16 protein-coding genes and 1 tRNA gene are annotated in these 16,201 nt (G+C 67.2%); 2 read left to right on the top strand and 15 right to left on the bottom strand.

Features of this window, described 5'->3' with window-relative positions:
- Window positions 1-189: 189 nt before the first annotated feature.
- Together NTY77_05395 and NTY77_05390 are read right to left on the bottom strand one after the other, a co-directional pair.
- Window positions 190-828 carry a lactate utilization protein gene (locus NTY77_05395; protein MCX5794908.1) on the bottom strand — a complete coding sequence of 213 codons (639 nt, stop codon included), beginning with the start codon at window positions 826-828 and terminating at the stop codon, window positions 190-192.
- 12 nt (window positions 829-840) lie between these two features.
- Complete coding sequence (locus tag NTY77_05390; protein MCX5794907.1) at window positions 841-3,117, bottom strand: adenylate/guanylate cyclase domain-containing protein; 2,277 nt, start codon at window positions 3,115-3,117, stop codon at window positions 841-843.
- A 110-nt stretch (window positions 3,118-3,227) separates the two neighbouring features.
- Here NTY77_05390 and NTY77_05385 point away from each other — a divergent pair, with 110 nt between their 5' ends.
- Together NTY77_05385 and NTY77_05380 are read left to right on the top strand one after the other, a co-directional pair.
- The gene (locus NTY77_05385; GenBank protein MCX5794906.1) at window positions 3,228-4,598 is read left to right on the top strand and encodes a tetratricopeptide repeat protein; all 1,371 of its coding nucleotides are present in this window, start codon (window positions 3,228-3,230) and stop codon (window positions 4,596-4,598) included.
- Complete coding sequence (locus NTY77_05380; protein MCX5794905.1) at window positions 4,595-5,953, top strand: FecR domain-containing protein; 1,359 nt, start codon at window positions 4,595-4,597, stop codon at window positions 5,951-5,953. The genes NTY77_05385 and NTY77_05380 overlap by 4 nt, the downstream gene beginning before the upstream one ends.
- Here the strand turns inward: NTY77_05380 and NTY77_05375 are convergent.
- From NTY77_05375 to NTY77_05315, 13 genes are all read right to left on the bottom strand, one after another.
- A complete protein-coding gene (locus tag NTY77_05375; protein MCX5794904.1) occupies window positions 5,950-7,992 on the bottom strand; it encodes a tetratricopeptide repeat protein in 2,043 nt (680 codons plus the stop codon). The two genes, NTY77_05380 and NTY77_05375, sit on opposite strands and share 4 nt — an antisense overlap.
- 122 nt (window positions 7,993-8,114) lie before the next feature.
- On the bottom strand, window positions 8,115-9,044 hold the full coding sequence (locus tag NTY77_05370) for an OmpA family protein (protein MCX5794903.1): 930 nt from the start codon (window positions 9,042-9,044) through the stop codon (window positions 8,115-8,117).
- A gap of 64 nt (window positions 9,045-9,108) precedes the next feature.
- Window positions 9,109-9,576: a Mut7-C RNAse domain-containing protein gene (locus NTY77_05365; protein ID MCX5794902.1), complete on the bottom strand. Its 468-nt coding sequence runs from the start codon at window positions 9,574-9,576 to the stop codon at window positions 9,109-9,111.
- Window positions 9,577-9,626: 50 nt separating this feature from the next.
- Window positions 9,627-9,708: transfer RNA gene (locus NTY77_05360), tRNA-Leu, on the bottom strand.
- 7 nt (window positions 9,709-9,715) lie between these two features.
- Window positions 9,716-10,027, bottom strand: a complete 312-nt coding sequence (secG, locus tag NTY77_05355; protein MCX5794901.1) for a preprotein translocase subunit SecG — start codon at window positions 10,025-10,027, stop codon at window positions 9,716-9,718.
- Window positions 10,028-10,103: 76 nt separating this feature from the next.
- A complete protein-coding gene (locus NTY77_05350; GenBank protein ID MCX5794900.1) occupies window positions 10,104-11,312 on the bottom strand; it encodes a phosphoglycerate kinase in 1,209 nt (402 codons plus the stop codon).
- Window positions 11,309-12,328, bottom strand: a complete 1,020-nt coding sequence (gap, locus tag NTY77_05345; protein ID MCX5794899.1) for a type I glyceraldehyde-3-phosphate dehydrogenase — start codon at window positions 12,326-12,328, stop codon at window positions 11,309-11,311. The genes NTY77_05350 and gap overlap by 4 nt, the downstream gene beginning before the upstream one ends.
- 29 nt (window positions 12,329-12,357) lie before the next feature.
- The gene (locus NTY77_05340; protein MCX5794898.1) at window positions 12,358-13,296 is read right to left on the bottom strand and encodes a hypothetical protein; all 939 of its coding nucleotides are present in this window, start codon (window positions 13,294-13,296) and stop codon (window positions 12,358-12,360) included.
- Between the two features lie 2 nt (window positions 13,297-13,298).
- Complete coding sequence (locus NTY77_05335; GenBank protein ID MCX5794897.1) at window positions 13,299-14,351, bottom strand: TonB family protein; 1,053 nt, start codon at window positions 14,349-14,351, stop codon at window positions 13,299-13,301.
- 18 nt (window positions 14,352-14,369) lie between these two features.
- Window positions 14,370-14,786 (bottom strand): biopolymer transporter ExbD, encoded by a 417-nt coding sequence (locus NTY77_05330; protein MCX5794896.1) that lies wholly within the window; start codon window positions 14,784-14,786, stop codon window positions 14,370-14,372.
- Between the two features lies 1 nt (window position 14,787).
- Window positions 14,788-15,225 (bottom strand): biopolymer transporter ExbD, encoded by a 438-nt coding sequence (locus NTY77_05325; GenBank protein MCX5794895.1) that lies wholly within the window; start codon window positions 15,223-15,225, stop codon window positions 14,788-14,790.
- A gap of 7 nt (window positions 15,226-15,232) precedes the next feature.
- Window positions 15,233-15,859: a MotA/TolQ/ExbB proton channel family protein gene (locus NTY77_05320; protein MCX5794894.1), complete on the bottom strand. Its 627-nt coding sequence runs from the start codon at window positions 15,857-15,859 to the stop codon at window positions 15,233-15,235.
- Window positions 15,860-15,880: 21 nt separating this feature from the next.
- On the bottom strand, window positions 15,881-16,201 hold a 321-nt coding region (locus NTY77_05315), incomplete at its 5' end, for a hypothetical protein (GenBank protein MCX5794893.1).

Below are 16,201 nucleotides of genomic sequence, written 5' to 3'. Positions count from 1 at the left end.
CGGGACCAAACCAATCAAGAAAAGGCAACTTGCGGCAAGGTCACGGGACGGTGGAAGGCGGGTTTCTCGTCGGAGGGCAATCAGCGGCAAGTCCCGTCAAGAAGGCGGGAGGCCTATGCCATGCAAGCGCTCTCCCAGTTGAGCTATAGGCCCGTCGACGGTATATTCTAGTCCATAACGCAGGTCCGGTCAATAGCCCAGTTCCTCATCGACCAGGACCACGCTGTACTGCGTGCCCCGCGGCCTCTTCCAAAGCATGGTCACCACGTTGCAGATGCGCTCCGGGCTCGCGCAGTCCACGCAGTGCCCGGCTTTCACGCAAGGGTTCTTCTTCTCAAGCCTGATGTTGTTGGCCAAGGCCGCGATGTTCCTCATCCGCCAGAGCCCCTCGTCGGTGTCGCGCACGAGCTTGTTGCGCCCGGCCAGCAGGATGACCCGTCCCGGGCCGTAGGCCACGGCGGAGACGCGGTTGCCGAACCCGTCTACGAAGATCATCTGCCCGTCCCGGGTCACGGCCTGGGGCGAGGCGATGTAGAAGTCTGCGGCCTGGGCCTGGCGGAAGACGCCCCGGCGCTCCTCCGCCCCCATGCCGGGCTGGTGGGTGACGATCTCGTTGTTCGCCGCGACCAGCAGCTCCTCGAGCCCGAGCTCCTCGAAGGTCATGGTGCCGCCCACTCCCACGATCTTGCCGGAGCCGATCAGCTTGAGGACGTGCGCGGCCGCAGCAGGGCCGTCGGCGAACACCGCCGCCTCGAAGCCGTTCTTCCTGAGGGCCGCGGCCGCGTTGGCCAGGATCTTGAGGTTGCCTGCCTTGAGATTCTTATCCATCGAGCCTCCTCGTCATTTGCTCGTCGCGGTGAAGGTCCCGTCCCAATTCGCGGCCGGCGGGTGGAGTTGGAAAGCCAAGATGCGCCCCTCATAGAGATCGTGGAGTTTTTCCAGCGGCAGTCCGGCCTGCCGGCAATCGGCCAGCAAGGCCAAGGCCTCGTCCCATCTCTGGCCGCGGTAAGCGGCGAGCATCCGGTCATGCGCCTGCGCATGCCGCTGGAAGTCCGGCTCCTGGGCTTTCGCCGCGTCGCCCAGCAAGGTGAATATGCGCACCGGTTTGGTCTTGCCTTTGACCCGGAGGAGGTCGAGCTCCAACGCCGCGAACTCCGGGGCCAGCTCCCGCGTCCGGGGCCCGATGACCGTGCTGACCCCGTAGGGCTTGGACTGTCCCTCCAGCCGGGAGGCGAGGTTGACGTCGTCTCCCAGCACCGAGTAGTTGAAGCGCTGGTCCGAGCCCATGTTGCCCACGCAGCAGGGGCCGGTGTTGAGGCCCACCCCGATGTGGATCGGCACGAACTTGCGGCCGGCGCTCTCGGCTTCCGCCTTCCAGACCTCTTCGAGCTCCGCCAGCCGCCGGTGCATGGCCAAGGCCGAGCGGCAGGCGTTGCGCGCGTGCTCCGGGTCGTCTAAGGGCGCGTTCCAGAAGGCCATGATGCAGTCGCCGATGTACTTGTCGATGTAGCCCAGCCGGTCCATGATGATCCCGGTCATGGGCGTGAGGAACTTGTTGATCATCTGGGTGAGGCCCTGGGCGTCGAACTGCTCGGAGATGGTGGTGAAGCCCCGGATGTCGCAGAAGAGCACGGTCATGTCCCGCGTCTCGCCGCCCAGGCGCAGCTTCTCCGGATGCTTGGCCAGCTCCTCGACCAGCTTGGGGTGCATGTAGCGCGAGAAGGCGTTGCGCACCTGCCGGCGCTCGGTCTCGCTCTTGAGATAGCTGATCAGCGAGGAGGACATGTAGACCACGAGTATGGTCAGGCAGGGGAAGACCGGGTCGATGAGCAAGCCCTGCGCCGAGAACATGCGCCAGGAGAAGGCTATGGCGCCGGCGACGCCCGCCGCGCCCACCAAGGCGCACCAGAACGCGCCCAGACGGGGCAGGAGCAGGAGGAGCAGCGCCCCCAGGACCAGCATGTAAAGGACTTCCGTGCGGTCCGCCCATTGCGGCCGCTGGAGGTACTTTCCGAGCAGGACCTGCTCCATGAGGTTGGCGTGGATCTCGACGCCGGGCATGGTCGGGACCAACGGCGTGGGCCGCAGGTCCTTCAAGCCGGCCGCGCTCGTGCCTACGTAGAGGAGGCCGCCTTCGACCTGGCTGCCCGGGAAGCCTTTCTCAAAGACCTTCCAGGCCGGGATGGTGCGCTGCGGCGCCGGCCCGGTGTAATAGACCCAGAACTGGCCGTTGGCGTCGGTCGGCAGCACATATTTCCCGATCTTGATGAGAGCGATGCCCGCGCGCGCGCCAGCCCCGGCCTGACCGCTGGCGTCGGTGCATTTGATCTTGATGTTCCTTTCGCCCTGGGCCACACGCAGGACTTCCGCGTCCAAAGACGGGAGGAGCGTCCCGCCTTTGCGCAGGAGCAGCGAGACCCGGCGGATGACCTCATCGGCGTCCGGCACATAAGTGAAGCCGCCGTTGCCGGCGGCGGCAGCTTCGAGCTCCGGCAGGTTGGCCACCGCCCCGGAGAAGTCGGCCAAGTAGGACAAGACCCCCTCCCCGGCGACGGAAAAACTCGCTTTGACCGCCGGCAGGACACCGTTGGCCGCGGGGATCAAGGAGAACCCCGTCACCACGTTGGCTTTGGAGATAGCCTGGGCCAGGACCCGGTCATGGTCCGGAAGCTGGAGCACGCGGCGGCGCAGGGCGTCGGTCTCGGCAGTGCGGGGCCAGAGGTCTATGACCCGGGCGGGAGACGTCCGGTCCGGCTCCGAGAAGACGGCGTCGAAGGCGATGACAGCGGCGCCCAATCCGTCCAAACGCCGGACCAGCCGAGCCACCAAAGTCCGGGGCCAGGGCCATTGCCCGAGGCGCTTGAGGCTCTCGTCGTCGATGTCTATGACGCGGACCGGGACTTCCTCATAGGCCCTGGGCTTGAGCTTCTGGAATCCATCGAAGGTCCGCAGTTGGGCCAGCGCGACCCAGCTCAAGCCGGAGACCCGGACAAAAAGCAGGCCGAGCAATAGCGCGGCAGGCACAAAGAATTGGGCCCAGCCCTGAATGACCCGGCGGCGCGTCCGGTACCATTGCACCGCGCCCTCGACTTGGGCTCTTCCCGGTCCTAGGGCCATGAGCCATTCTCCCCAATTTTGGAGTGGTTTTCAACATGGGGGAGGTTGGATTACCGGAGCCGGTCGGCATCATTGACTAAAGATAGAATCTTTGCGAATATATCGTCACTATGATCCGCCAAACCTTGCTTTGGGCAGCTCTCATCCTCGTCCCCGCCGGGCTTTCCGCGCAGGACATCTACAAGGACGTCCAGAAGCCGGCCCGCGAGGAGACGCAGCAGCAGCGCGCCGAACGCCTCGCGGAGGAGGCGGCCAAGCGCGCCGCTCCGGGCGAGGACGTCACCTACGAACAGGTCCTGGCGGACCCGGACAACGTGGCGCTCAACTACCGCTACGCCCGCGCCCAGGTGCGCCGGGGCGACGTGAAGGGCGCGGCCGCCACCTTGGAGCGCATCCTGCTGGTGGACCCCTCCCAGACCGAGGTCCGGCTCTTCTACGCCATCGTGCTCTACCGCCTGGACAACGTCGTGGAAGCCAAGCGCGAGCTCGACGCCCTGCAGAAGCTGTCTTTGCCCCCGCCCCTGCGCGAAGAGGCGGACAAATACGCCGCGGCCGTGGCCAAGCGCGAGAAGAAGACCCACCTCAGCGCACTGCTGGGCGCGGGCTTCGAGTACGACACCAACCGCAACGCGGCGCCGAACCGGGCTCTCTTCGGCGGCAACGACATCACCCCCTCTGCGCGGCGCGACGACACCAGTCTCATCCTCATGGGCAACGTCGGCGTCAAGCGCGACCTGCCCTTCCAGTCCGTGCCCGAGGTCTTCGGCGGCTTCACCTATTATCAGGCCGAGCAGACCCTCGCCAAGACCCTCAACCTCAAGGCCTACTCCGTGCAGGGCGGGACCGTCTACCGGGTCAACCGGGTCAAGCTCACGCCGACCCTCCTCTTCGATCACGTCCAACTGGCGCAGAGGACATTCCTCCGCGACCGCGGCGGTGACCTGCGGCTCGACTACCGGTTCAACTCGGCGACCAACCTCTTCCTGACCGCGCGCGACGTGTACCAGGACTTCGTGGCCACCCCTCAGGTGGCCTCCGCGGCGGAGCGCACCGGCGTGCAGACGGACTTCACCGCCGGCAGCGAACACCTCCTGGGCCCGTCCATGAAGTTCGGGACCGTCATCGGCTACGGCTTCAAGAACGCGGCGCAGAAGTACTGGGGCTACGACCGCCTGACCGCGGGCGTCAACCATGCCTGGCTGCTGGGCCGCGGCGCCTTCCTGCTCTCCGCCTTCAACGTCAACTACGACCAATACAAAGCCCCCGATCCCGCCATCGGAGGCGGCTACCGCAAGGATACGACCATGCGCGCCAACGGGACCTTGGGCGCGCCCCTGAGCCTGCTCCACCCCAAGCTCAAGGACCTGCTCTGCACCTTGACCTACGAGTACTACCACGCCCTGTCCACCGTCGAGAACTACGCCTACACCAACAACAAGCTCGCCGCCATGATCACCTATAGATGGGAGGTCGGCCTATGATGCTTCTCTCCTTCCTGCTCTGCGTCGTCACCGCCGCTTCGGCCCAGGTCCCGGCCGCGGGGCTCACGCGCATCGGCGCGGCCGCGGCCGTCAAGGGCGCGGTCATGGCCCAGGCGCCCGGCGCGGCCGTGGGCCGGGTGCTCTCCAGCGGCAAGCCGGTCTTCCTCAACGACCACGTCACCACCGACGCGGCGGGCCGCCTGCAGGTGCTGCTGCTCGACGAGACGGTCTTCACGATCGGCCCCAACAGCGACATGGTCCTCGACGAGTTCGTCTACGACCCGGCCACCAGCTCGGGCAAGGTCACGGCGCGGGTGACCAAAGGCGTGTTCCGCTTCGTCACGGGCAAGGTGGCGCGCAAGGACCCGGCGAGCATGAAGGTCACCCTCCCGGTGGGGACCATCGGCATCCGGGGCACCATCGCGGGCGGGCAGGCCTCGCCGGACGGCTCGACCGTCATTCTCTTCGGACCCGGGGCGCAGAACAACGCCAACGAGAACCCGGGCAGCGTGGCCGTGGGCAACGCGGGCGGAGACGTCGTCATCACCCAGCCGGGCTTCGGCACCACGGTCCTGCCGGGCCTGCCCCCGGCCTCGGTGACGGACATGAGCGGACAGGCCCAGCAGATCCTGGGAGCCTTGGGCGAGGCCCCTCAGCAGGGGCAGAGCTCTGGAGGCACGGGGGCGTCGGGGAGCCAGGCCGCGGGCCAGGACACGGCCGCGGGCAGCGGAAATGCCGGGACCGCCGGGGCCGTGGGCGACTTCACCGGCGGACAGAATCAGAATCAGACGCTGGCATCCCAGACGGCGGCCGCCAGCGGCATCGCGGACGGCCTGTCGACCTGGGACCAGGTCCGGTCGATCAGCCCGGGCCAAGCCTATTACTTCTCGGGCGAGGCCGGCCCGATCACGTGCACGGGCTGTGTGAGCGCCGCCCCCGAGGCCAGCCTTCAGCTGCAGATCGACTTCAGCAACCGCACGGTCGGCGGCACCGGCCTCTTCAACCCCATCAGCAGCAGCAACCAGTCGTTCATCCATATCCACGGCGTCAATGACAGCCTCAACGGCGACACCGTGCAGCAGACGATCAGCCAGATCCCCTTCGCCGCGCTCGCCGGAGGCGCCTCGCTGGTTCTCAAGAACTCGCCGTCGCCGAACACCAACCAAATGGGCCTCGGCAGCATCACGAGCACCATCGGCTCCTACTCCGGCAGCGGCTTCGACGGCTCGGCGATCAGCCTGCAGAACGCCGGCGGCGTCGCCGCCAAGAACGCCGCGACCAACCTGACGTTCTCGGCCCAGAACACGCTCAGCGCGACCGTCACAGCCAGCGGCTCGTTCACCGCGCCGCGCTAGCGGCCGAGCGCCCGCTGGACGGCGGCGAGATTGGCCCTCGCCTCGGGAAGGCGGGGGGCGCTCTGGAGCGCCAGCCGATAGCGCGTCACGGCTTCCGTCAAACGGCCGCGGCGGACAAGGATGTTCCCGAGATTGACCTGCGCTTGCGCGAGGCCGGGGTCAGTCCTGAGCGCCTCCCGGTAATGACGCTCGGCCTCGGCGGCTGCCCCCTCGGCCAGCAGCGCATTCCCCCAGTTGTAGTTCGCCTCGGCGCGGTCATCCGGAGATCGGAGCGCCAGGCGGTAGTGCACGACCGCCGCTCCCATGATCCCCTTGCGCGCCAGGAGCAGGCCCCAGTTGTTCTGCGCCCGCGCCGCCTGCGGGTCCAAGGCGAGAGCGGCGCCATATTGGGCTTCGGCCTCGACGAGACGGCCCGCGCGCGCCAGCGCGTCGGCCAGATCGACTCTCCACGCGGCCTGCTGCGGCATCAGGGTCACCGCGGTCCGCAGATGGGCAAGTCCTTCCGGCAACTCGTCGTCCCGGCCCGCGGCCAGGGAGACGCCCAAATGCGCATGGAGATCGGCGGTCGCCTCGGCCGCCAGGCCCTGTCTCCAAAGGGCACGCGCGCGGCCCTTCTCGCCGAGCCGGTGCAGCGCCACGCCCAGATTGTCGTAGGCTAGAGCCAGCCTCGGATATTGCGCGACGGCTCGCTCCAGCAGGGGGACGCCCTCCGGGGACCGTCCCGCTGCGATGAGCGCCACGCCCGTGTTGCTGAGCGCAAAGCCGCCCGGCGCCCGGCCAGCGGCCGTCGACCAGAGCGTCAGGGTATCCCGCCAGACCCGGCACTGTCCCCAGGACGCCAAGCCGAGCGCCGCCAGGCACGCCGCCGCGGCGCCTCTGGCCGCGGGACGCGCGCCCGCCAGCGCCCCGCCGAACAACGCCGCAAAGCCGAGGCACGGCAGATAACTAAAGCGGTCGCAGGCGCGGAAGATCAAGCCGTGCTGCACGAGCCCGACCATCGGCGCTATCATGACGGCGTAGCAGGCGAACGCCGCGCCGATCGCCGGCCGGCTCCGGCTCAGCCTCAGGATCACGGCCAGCGCGGCCGACACGGCGGCGCCGCAGGCGAAAAGCTGCCACGACCAGCGTCTGAACCACTCCAGGGGCGGATAATACGGGGAGAGCCCGGAAGGCCAGAGCGTCTTTACTGGATAGAAAAGCAGGCCGTAGAACGCCTGCCCAACGCGCCACGCCGCGCCCTGAGAATCAAAGCCATGGAGGTTTCCGGAAAGCTCGGCCGCGGCGAAGGTCCACAGGAAGGCAGCCGCGGCGAGACCGAAATACGGCGCGACGGATGCGAGGACGCGGCGCTGCGGACGCTCGGACCACCGTCTGGGATCCGCCGGCAGCCGCCGCAGAGGATAGACGTCGAGGATCAGCAAGACGGCAGGCAGAGCCATGCCGGATACCTTCGCCGTCAAAGACAACGCGAACGCCGCCAGAGACCCCGCCCGCCAGACCAGGCGGCGGCTGGTCGGGCCGGCGACGGCTTTGAGATGAGCCAGAAGGGCCGCCATCCAAAAGACCCCGGAGAGGACGTCCTTGCGCTCGGTAGCCCAGGCCACGGACTCCACGCGCAGAGGATGGACGGCGAAGAAGAGGGCGGCGAGCGCCGCCGCCGACGCGTTCTCGCCGGATCCGCGACGCGGCCGAACGCCCTCGAAAAGATGCAGGCAGACGGCGTAGAACAGCGCGGCCGTCGCCGCGTGAAGCAGGATGTTGGTCAGGTGATAGCCGCACGGCTCCAGACCCCACGCCGAATAGTCGAACGCGAAACTCAGCCACGTCAACGGCTGCCACAAGGCTCCCCGCGTCGTCGTCAACATCCACCGCACGTTCGCCCAGCCCAAGCCGCGGAACCAGGGGTTGTCGAGGAGATAGACGTCATCGTCCCACCGGACGAAGCCGTTGTCGAGGGCAGGCAGGAAGGCGGCCAGGGCTGAGAGGATGACCAACAGGCCTAGGAGCCAAGTGCCCAACCGTGCGCGGCGCTCGCTCATGGCCTATTCTACCAGTTCGCCCCCGGCAGGAACGCCAGGACGGTCGCCAGGGCCGCCAAAAAAGGGACCAGCCGGACGCGATGCGGCCCGTCCGGCTGGATTGCGCGGGCACGGCTCTGCTGCTAATCCCTGGGAACGAGGACGATCTCGATGCGGCGGTTGAGGGCCCGGTGCTCCGGCGTGTCGTTGGGCGAGACAGGGCGGAACTCCCCGTAGCCGGCGGCGACCATGTGCTTGCCGTCGACCTGGGCCGTGTCCTGCAAGTAGCGCAGCACCGCGGTGGCGCGGGCGGTGGAGAGCTCCCAGTTGGTGGCGTAGGTGTTCTTGAGGTCTCCCACGATGGGCTTGTTGTCCGTGTGCCCTTCGATGCGGATGTCCTTGTCCGCGACGCCGGCCAGGATGCTGCCCACCTTCTGGAGGACCTTCTTGCCGTCGGACCGGACCTCGGCTTGACCGGAGTCGAAGAGGATGCGGTCCACCATGTTGACGGTCAGCTTGCCCTGGAGCTGGGTGATGGTGACGGCTCCGGCCGAGATCTCGGATTTGAGGCCGGCGGTGAGGTCCTCGTAGTTCTGCTTGACCTTGGCCAGCTCATCCTCCTTGGCTTTCTCCAGGACGGCCTTCTCATTGCGCGCCTGGGCCAGCTCCTGGTCGCGCGCGGCCACGTCATTGGTCGCGGAGGCCAGCTTCTGGGAGAGGGCGTCCTTCTCCTTGATGAGATCGGAGACCTTCTTGGTCAGCTCGCCCTTCTTGGCGTCGAGGGACTCTTTGAGGTCCTTGTTGGATTGCTGGACCGAAGCCATCTGGGTGTTGAGCGAGGCCAGCTGGTCGGCGTCGGCCTTCACCTGGGTGCGCAGGCCGGTCTCGGTAGCCGCGGCCTTCTTGGCCGCGTCGTCGGCCGCGGACTTGGCGGCGCTCAGGTCCTTCTGCAGAGAGTCGGCGCGCTTCTGCTGGGTCGCGGTCTGGGACTGCTGGTCCTTGAGCTTGGATGCGGAGACGCAGCCGCCCAGGACGAAGGCGCAGGCCAGGACGGCGACGAGGTGAAGTTTCATATGGTGATCCTCCTAAGGACTAGAAGATAGCAAATTCGGCGGGCGCAGGACTCGATCCGGCGCCTCATATCCCCCAGCGGTCGAGCTTCTCGATGGCGCGCGCCGTGTGCGTGCCGCCCCAGTACATGCGGCGGCACTTCCCGCAGCGCCAGAAATCGGTCTGCAGCTCGCGCACCAGGGGCGGCACCTGCGCCAGGGCCTCCTCGCGCGGCACGCTGTCGAGGGACAGGTTGCAATAGGTGCAGCGCGTGAAGAGCCGCTTGCGGTCGGGCTTGAGGCCCAATCTCGACAGGACGTAGCGCAGCTGGTCCTCGAACCGCGTGGGACGGACCACGATCATGCGCAGGCCCGCGACCTGGGGGATGCGCGTGTCCCGGGTCAGGAAGATGCGCCCCTCGCGCTTGGCCTGCTCCTGCAGCGCGGAGTCAGGGCACCCGTCGGCGCCGCCGTAAGCGGCGTCGTAGCCCAGCATGATCAGCCAGCGCGCGAGCTTGCCCAGCATGCTGTCGGCGAGGAACTTCGTCTCGTTCATCAGGCCCCAAGCGGAAGCCCCGGGCGCACGGCCCGGGGCTTCTTTCAGATTGCGCGGGGTGGGACTTGAACCCACACGGGTTTCCCCATACGCCCCTCAAACGTACGCGTCTGCCAGTTCCGCCACCCGCGCTGAATCGTTATTTGGCCTTCGCAGGAGCCGGCGCCTCCAAAGGCGGCGGCGCGGCCGCATGGACCCGGCTCGTGACGCTCGACATCCCGGCGCGGCTCGACAGCAAGGTCAGGAACAGCGAAGTGAAAGCGAAGGTCCCGGCCAGAACCGCCGTGAATTTCTTCATGAAATCCGAGCCGGTGGGCGTGTTGATCAAAGAGTCCCCCCCTCCGCCGAAGACGGCCAGACCCGCCCCGCGGCCGGTCTGCAGGAGGACCACGACGATCATGAGCAAGCAAGCGGCGATATGCACGAACTTCAGCAATCCGTAGAAAACCATAGGGCCAGATTATAGCAATATTAACGGCAGAACGGCATGGCCACCCAACGGAACGCCGAATTTCAGATAACGGCGATCAGCCGGCCAATGCGGCCAGTCCGGGCAGGACCTTGCCCTCCAACAGCTCCAGGCTGGCTCCGCCGCCGGTGGAGCAATGGGAGATCTGGTCTTTGAGGCCAGCCTTGGCCACGGCGGCCAGGCTGTCGCCGCCGCCCACGATGGAGACGGCGCCCTTCTTGGTGGCCGCCGCCACCGCCTTGGCCACCGCCATGGTCCCCTGGGCGAAGGCGTCGGTCTCGAAGATGCCCATGGGCCCGTTCCAGAAGATGGTCTTGGCCTTCTTGATCTCCTCGCTGAATAGCTCGACGGTATGCGGGCCGATATCCACGCCGATCATGTCGGCGGGAACGGCCATGGACTGGGTCACCGTGGTCTTGGCGTCGGGCGAGATCTGCGCGACCACCAGATGGTCCGCCGGCAGAAGGACGCTGATCTTCTTGGCATAAGCCTTCTGCACGATCTTCTGCGCCTCGCCGACCTGGTCCGGCTCCAGCAGGGACTTGCCGATGGAGACGTTCTGGCCCGCCATGAAGGTGTAGGCCATGCCGCCGCCGATCAAGAGGCCGTCCACCTTGTCGAGCAGCTTGTCCAGCACTCCCAGCTTGTCCGAGACCTTGGCCCCGCCGATGATGGCCAGGAAGGGCCGCGTGGGGTTGTTCACGACCCGATCCAGGAACTCGAGCTCCTTCTGCACCAGGAAGCCTATGCCGCCCGGCAGGTGCTTGCAGACTCCCGCGGTCGAGGCGTGGGCCCGGTGGATGGCGCCGAAGGCGTCCTGCACGAAGACGTCGCCGTGCTTGGCCAGGGCCGCCGCGAAGGCGGGGTCGTTCTTCTCCTCCTCGGCGTGGAAGCGCAGGTTCTCCAGCAGCGCCACCTCTCCGGGCTTGAGGGCCGCCACGACCTTGTCGGCCTCGGGCCCCACGCAGTCGGAGGCGAACGCCACCGGCTTCTTGATGAGCTTGGCCAGGGCCTCGGCCGCGGGCTTGAGGGAATACTTGGGCTCGGGCTTGCCCTTGGGCCGCCCCAGATGCGCGATCAGCACGACCTTGGCGTTCTGCGACAGCAGGTACTCCAGCGTCTTGAGCGTCTCGCGGATGCGCGTGTCGTCGGTGACCTTGCCGTCCTTCATGGGCACGTTGTAGTCCACGCGCGCCAGGACCCGCTTGCCCTTGACGTCGAGGTCCTGCAGGCGCTTGAGCTTGAGGGTCGGGTTGACCGCGGTCATGCGGCGACTCCCACCTTCTTGGCGATGTAGAGCACCAGGTCGATGACGCGGTTGGAGTAGCCCCACTCGTTGTCGTACCAGGCGAAGACCTTGACCAGGTTGCCGCCGATGACATCGATCATCGCCGCGTCCACGATCGAGCTGGCCGGGTTGCCGGTGAAGTCCCTGGACACCAGCGGGACCTCGCTGAACTCCATGAGGCCCTTGAGCCGCGGCGACTCGGAGGCCTTCTTCAAGGCCGCGTGGACTTCTTCCTTGGTGGTGGCCTTCTCGACCAGCACGGTCAAGTCGACGAGGGACACGTCCGGGGTGGGCACGCGGATGGCGCAGCCCGTGAACTTGCCCTTGAGCTTGGGATAGACCAGGCCGATGGCCTGGGCGGCCCCGGTCTTGGTGGGGATCATGCTCAGGGCCGCGGCGCGCGCCCGGCGCAGGTCCTTGTGCGGGAAGTCCAGCACCGGCTGGTCGTTGGTGTAGGCGTGGATGGTGGTCATGATGCCGGCCTTGATGCCGAAGGCCTCGTCGAGGGTCTTGGCCACCGGGGCCAGGCCGTTGGTGGTGCAGGAGGCGTTGGAGATGATGGCGTGCTTGGCCGGGTCGTAGAGGTCCTCGTTGATGCCCATGCAGATGGTGATGTCCTCGCCCTTGGCCGGAGCCGAGATCACCACCTTCTTGGCGCCCGCCGCGATGTGGGCCTTGGCCTTCTCGGCCTCGGTGAACCGGCCCGTGGACTCGATGACGTAGTCGACCTTGAGGTCCTTCCAGGGCAGCTTGGCCGGGTCCTTCTCGGCCAGCACCTTGACCAGCTTGCCGTCGATCTTGAGGTCGTTGCCCACGGCCTCGACCTGGCCCGGGAAGATGCCGAAGGTCGAGTCGTACTTGAACAGATGGGCCAAGGTCTTGGCGTCGGTGAGGTCGTTGACCGCGACGAAATTGATGTTCGGGTTCTTGATCCCGGCCCGCACCACGAGCCGTCCGATGCGGCCGAAGCCGTTTACGCCAACGTTGATTGCCATGGTAAGATACCCCCTATATGGGGGATATCCTACCGATTTAGGAGGACGATTTCCACCCTTTGGTCCGAGAAGGCGGCCCGGGCACCCTCCACAGCCACGTTCTTGCTCATGGTCTTGAGCTCCTGGATGAGCCGGTTCTGGACCACGGAGGCCTGGGTGTCGGCGAGCTCCTTGGTGGTGGCGAAGACGCGCACCGCGATGGGGATCCCCGTGAAGCGCCGCTTGATGAGGTCGGCCGCGGAGCGCAGAAGATCCGAGCCTGCGGGGACGGCGAGCTCGCTGCCCGTCTTGGTGACGCCGAAGAGGGCCGATGAGTCGAGAGTCACGTGCAGGCCCGTATCCTCCTGATGCACGATGCCTTTGAAGAGCAGGGGCTTGCCCACGCTGGTGTGCGCGGCGCCGGCCGGGTCCGTGAACGTGTAGACGGCCGAGTACGAGCGGCCGGCCTTGATCCACTCGCCTTGGTCGTTCTGGCCGCTCCAGATGAGCTCCTCCGGAGGGTCGTTGGAGCTCTCATAGTGGTGGAAGACCCGCCCCTCCTCGTCGGCGATGGTCAGGTTCCAGGCGTAGCCTTTGGCCTCCTTGGGCTCGAGCTTGCGGCCCAGGATGACGAAGAGCTGGTCGCGCACCCGCAGCGCGATGCCCGGCCTCTGGCTGAAGGTCATGAGCCAAGGCTCGATGACGCGCTGGTTGTGCAGGAACTCGGGATGGGTGCGGCGCCAGGAGACGGTCAGGGGCGAGACGGCCAAGAGCAGCGACTGGTCGGGCTCCAAAGAGGGGCGGATGGTCTCGAAGGGGTCCACCTCGATGGTCAAGGGCGGCTTGACCGCGTTGAGCTTGCGCACCCCGCCTTCGGCCTTGATCTCCACCTCGGTGGGGAAGCCTCCCCCGGACGGGGCGTTGGCGGCCCGGCCGGCCGCCGGCCAGGCGCAGAGGACGGCCAGGATCAACAAGAGCATCGTCTTCATGTTCACTCCAGAATGAAACGGAATGTGATCCTTCCCCATTGCCTTTCGCCGGCGGCGATGGGGACGAACTTCCAATTGCGCAGGCTGTCCATGCACAGGCGGTCGAGCTGGCCGTAGCCGGAGGTGTGCTCGACGCGCATGTCCGCCAGCACGTTGCCTTCGGGACCGACGTAGAAAAGGATCACGACCTCGGCCTCGATGATGTTGCGCTGCTTGGCCCACTCCGGGAACTGCGGCACGTCGTAGGAGACCACCCGGCGGTCGGCCAGCGGACCCTCGATCTCGACGGCCTTCTTCTTCTCCTCCTGGATGGCGGCCGTGCGCTTCGGGACGACCGGAGGCGCGGCCTCGATCTTCTTCATCATGGGCGCCGGCTCCGCGGCCCGGGGCTGGAGCTGGGCGGGCTCCGCGGTGGGCAGGAAGCTGGCGATCGCCCGGCCCAACTGCGAGCTCTGCTGGGGACTGGCCTCCTGGAGCACGGCCGCCGGGATCACGCTGCGGCGCGCCGGCGCGACCGGCATGCTGCCGATGTCCTTCAGGGCCACGGCCTCTTGGCGCTGCTCTTCGAGCTTGATGGCGGTGGGGAGGTTGGGCACCTGGCGCCGGCCCACCTCTTCCAGGCGCGGCAGGGCGGCCAAAGCCGCGGAGTGGCGCTCTTCGAGCTTCGCGGCGATCTGGGCCGCGTCCACGCGGCGCTTGGCGAGGTCGAGGGCCTCCATCTTGGCCAGCTTCTGCAGCCGGTTCTCTTCGAGTTTTGGGGTCGCCGGCAGAAGCGGATGCTGGATCTCCGGAAGCTTGATGTCGACGGGGCGCAGCGCCGCGGGCTTGGGGATGGCGATCGTCATCTTCATCAGGTCCATCATCGTGGTCGGCTTCGGCGCCGCGGCCCGCGGCACCGCCGGGGCCGCGGGCGCCGGGAACAGCAGGTCCACATTGTCGATGCTGATCCCCGGCGACTTGCTGGCGACCCTGGCGGTCTGCAGGAAAAGGAAGATCCCCCCCGCATGCAGGGCCATGGACAGCGTCACCGACATGGGCAAGCGCGTCTGGGTCACGAGACTTTCGACACCCCCCTATTTCTTCTGTTCCGTGGCGATGGTCAAGGACAGGGCGCCCGCGTCCTTGGCCTTGGACATCAGGTCCACCAGGCGGCCGTGCAAGGCCTCCTCGTCCGCCTTCAAGATGACCAGCTTGGAATTGCTCCGGGCGAGGCGCACTTTGAGCTCGGCATCCAGGGCTTCGATGCTGGCGAACTCCTTATGCGACAGGGCCATGCGGCCGTCCTTGCCCAAGGTGATGGTGACCTTGTCCTTCTCCGCGCCCTCCTTGGTATGGGCCTTGGGAAGGTGGACCTTGATGACCGGATTGTTCAAAAGCGGCGCCGTCACCATGAAGATGATGACCAGCACGAGGCACACGTCCACCAGCGGCGTCACGTTGATGCCCGAGACGATGTCGTCGTCGTCGGCGAAGGACTCGGCGCGGGCCATCTCAGCCTCCTGGGGTCGGGACGGGCGCCTTGGTCTCGGCCTTGAGGATGGCCACCTTGGCGGCGCCGCACTGCTTGGCGGTGTCCAAGATCCCCACCACCTGGCCCACGAGGTTGCCTTCCTCGGCCGTGACCGTGACCATCTTGTCCTTGCTGCGCAGCAGGGCCTCGGAGATGCTGCCCGCCAGCTCGCCGGCGGCCGCCGCCTTGCCGTTGACCGTCATGGTCCCGTCGGCCGTGAGCTTGACCTGGACGTTCTCCTCGATGGAGGCCTTGCCCTCGGACACCTTGGTGCTGGAATGGAGCACGCTGATGCCGGCGGTCATGGCCAGCGGCGCGATAGCCATGAAGATGATGACCAGCACGAGGCACACATCGACCAAAGGCGTGACGTTGATGTCCGTGATCGGCTCGTCGGCCTTCTGGTTCGCTCCCGCCATGGGTCTCCTATTTGGCTCCCAGCATGACCAGGAGCCTGGTCGAGGCCACCTCCATCTCGACCGAGATGGCCTTCACCTTGCGCATGAAATAGTTGTAGACGATGACGGCCGGGATGGCCACCACGAGCCCCGCCGCCGTCGCCACGAGGGCCTCGGAGATGCCCTTGGCCACGACCGCGGGCCCGCCCCCGCCCGAGAGGGCCAGGTCGCTGAAGGCCTTGATGATGCCGAGGACCGTGCCGAAGAGGCCGATGAAGGGCGCGACATTGCCCAACGTGCCCAACACCCCCAGATAGCGCTCGAGCTTGAGGCGCTCCTCCAGACGTTTGCTCCCGAGCAGCTCCTCGATGTCCCGGCGCGGCCGCGCGGCGTGCTGCAGGCCGTAGGAGATGACCTGGCCGACCGCGGAGGGATGCTTGTGGCAGTACTGCTGGGCCGCCTCGGGCTTGCCCTCCTGCAGGAACTTCTGGATGTGCGCCAGCAGGGCGTCTCCGCTGGCCTGCGCCCTGCGGAAGGTCCACCAACGCTCGATCATGAACGTGATGTTGAGCACGGAGCAGAACCCCAGGATGATGAGGACGATGAGGCCCATGTTCTCCTTGAGCATCATCGCGAAACTGGCGCTGGCAGGCATGGTATTCTCCTTGGTGTCCGGCTACTGGGCGTCGTCGCTGCCCGGCATGCCGGGCAGATTGAGATTCTTGGTCTGGGGCTCGGCCGGGGCCGGTTCCGGGGCCGGCTCCACAGGGGGCTCGGCCGCCGGCACGGCCGCCTTCCTCCTGGAGGTGGCAGCCTTGCGCGGAGCCGGGGCGGGCGCGGCCGTCTTCTGGGCCGGCTGCGCGGGCGGCGCGGCCGCCGCGCCCTTGCCGCCCCGGCCTTGGCGGCGCAGGGCCGCGGCCCGGGCCGCGGCCGACTGCGCGCTCTCCCGGCCCGCGTTGCGCGCCAAGTCCTCGTACACGGCGACGGCCCGCTCGCT

This window comes from Elusimicrobiota bacterium (assembly GCA_026388095.1).
Classification (GTDB): domain Bacteria; phylum Elusimicrobiota; class Elusimicrobia; order UBA1565; family UBA9628; genus UBA9628.
Note: the sequence above shows the minus strand (reverse complement) of the source record. Positions and strands in the feature narration are given on the sequence as shown.

Bases quoted from the DNA above. Each gene is read 5' to 3' on its own strand.
- NTY77_05330 (MCX5794896.1), bottom strand. From the start codon at position 14,786: ATGGCCCGCGCCGAGTCCTTCGCCGACGACGACGACATCGTCTCGGGC.
- NTY77_05350 (MCX5794900.1), bottom strand. From the start codon at position 11,312: ATGACCGCGGTCAACCCGACCCTCAAGCTCAAGCGCCTGCAGGACCTC.
- NTY77_05365 (MCX5794902.1), bottom strand. From the start codon at position 9,576: ATGAACGAGACGAAGTTCCTCGCCGACAGCATGCTGGGCAAGCTCGCG.
- NTY77_05325 (MCX5794895.1), bottom strand. From the start codon at position 15,225: ATGGCGGGAGCGAACCAGAAGGCCGACGAGCCGATCACGGACATCAAC.
- NTY77_05385 (MCX5794906.1), top strand. From the start codon at position 3,228: ATGATCCGCCAAACCTTGCTTTGGGCAGCTCTCATCCTCGTCCCCGCC.
- NTY77_05380 (MCX5794905.1), top strand. From the start codon at position 4,595: ATGATGCTTCTCTCCTTCCTGCTCTGCGTCGTCACCGCCGCTTCGGCC.
- NTY77_05395 (MCX5794908.1), bottom strand. From the start codon at position 828: ATGGATAAGAATCTCAAGGCAGGCAACCTCAAGATCCTGGCCAACGCG.
- NTY77_05340 (MCX5794898.1), bottom strand. From the start codon at position 13,296: ATGAAGACGATGCTCTTGTTGATCCTGGCCGTCCTCTGCGCCTGGCCG.
- gap (MCX5794899.1), bottom strand. From the start codon at position 12,328: ATGGCAATCAACGTTGGCGTAAACGGCTTCGGCCGCATCGGACGGCTC.
- NTY77_05375 (MCX5794904.1), bottom strand. From the start codon at position 7,992: ATGAGCGAGCGCCGCGCACGGTTGGGCACTTGGCTCCTAGGCCTGTTG.
- secG (MCX5794901.1), bottom strand. From the start codon at position 10,027: ATGGTTTTCTACGGATTGCTGAAGTTCGTGCATATCGCCGCTTGCTTG.
- NTY77_05320 (MCX5794894.1), bottom strand. From the start codon at position 15,859: ATGCCTGCCAGCGCCAGTTTCGCGATGATGCTCAAGGAGAACATGGGC.
- NTY77_05370 (MCX5794903.1), bottom strand. From the start codon at position 9,044: ATGAAACTTCACCTCGTCGCCGTCCTGGCCTGCGCCTTCGTCCTGGGC.
- NTY77_05390 (MCX5794907.1), bottom strand. From the start codon at position 3,117: ATGGCCCTAGGACCGGGAAGAGCCCAAGTCGAGGGCGCGGTGCAATGG.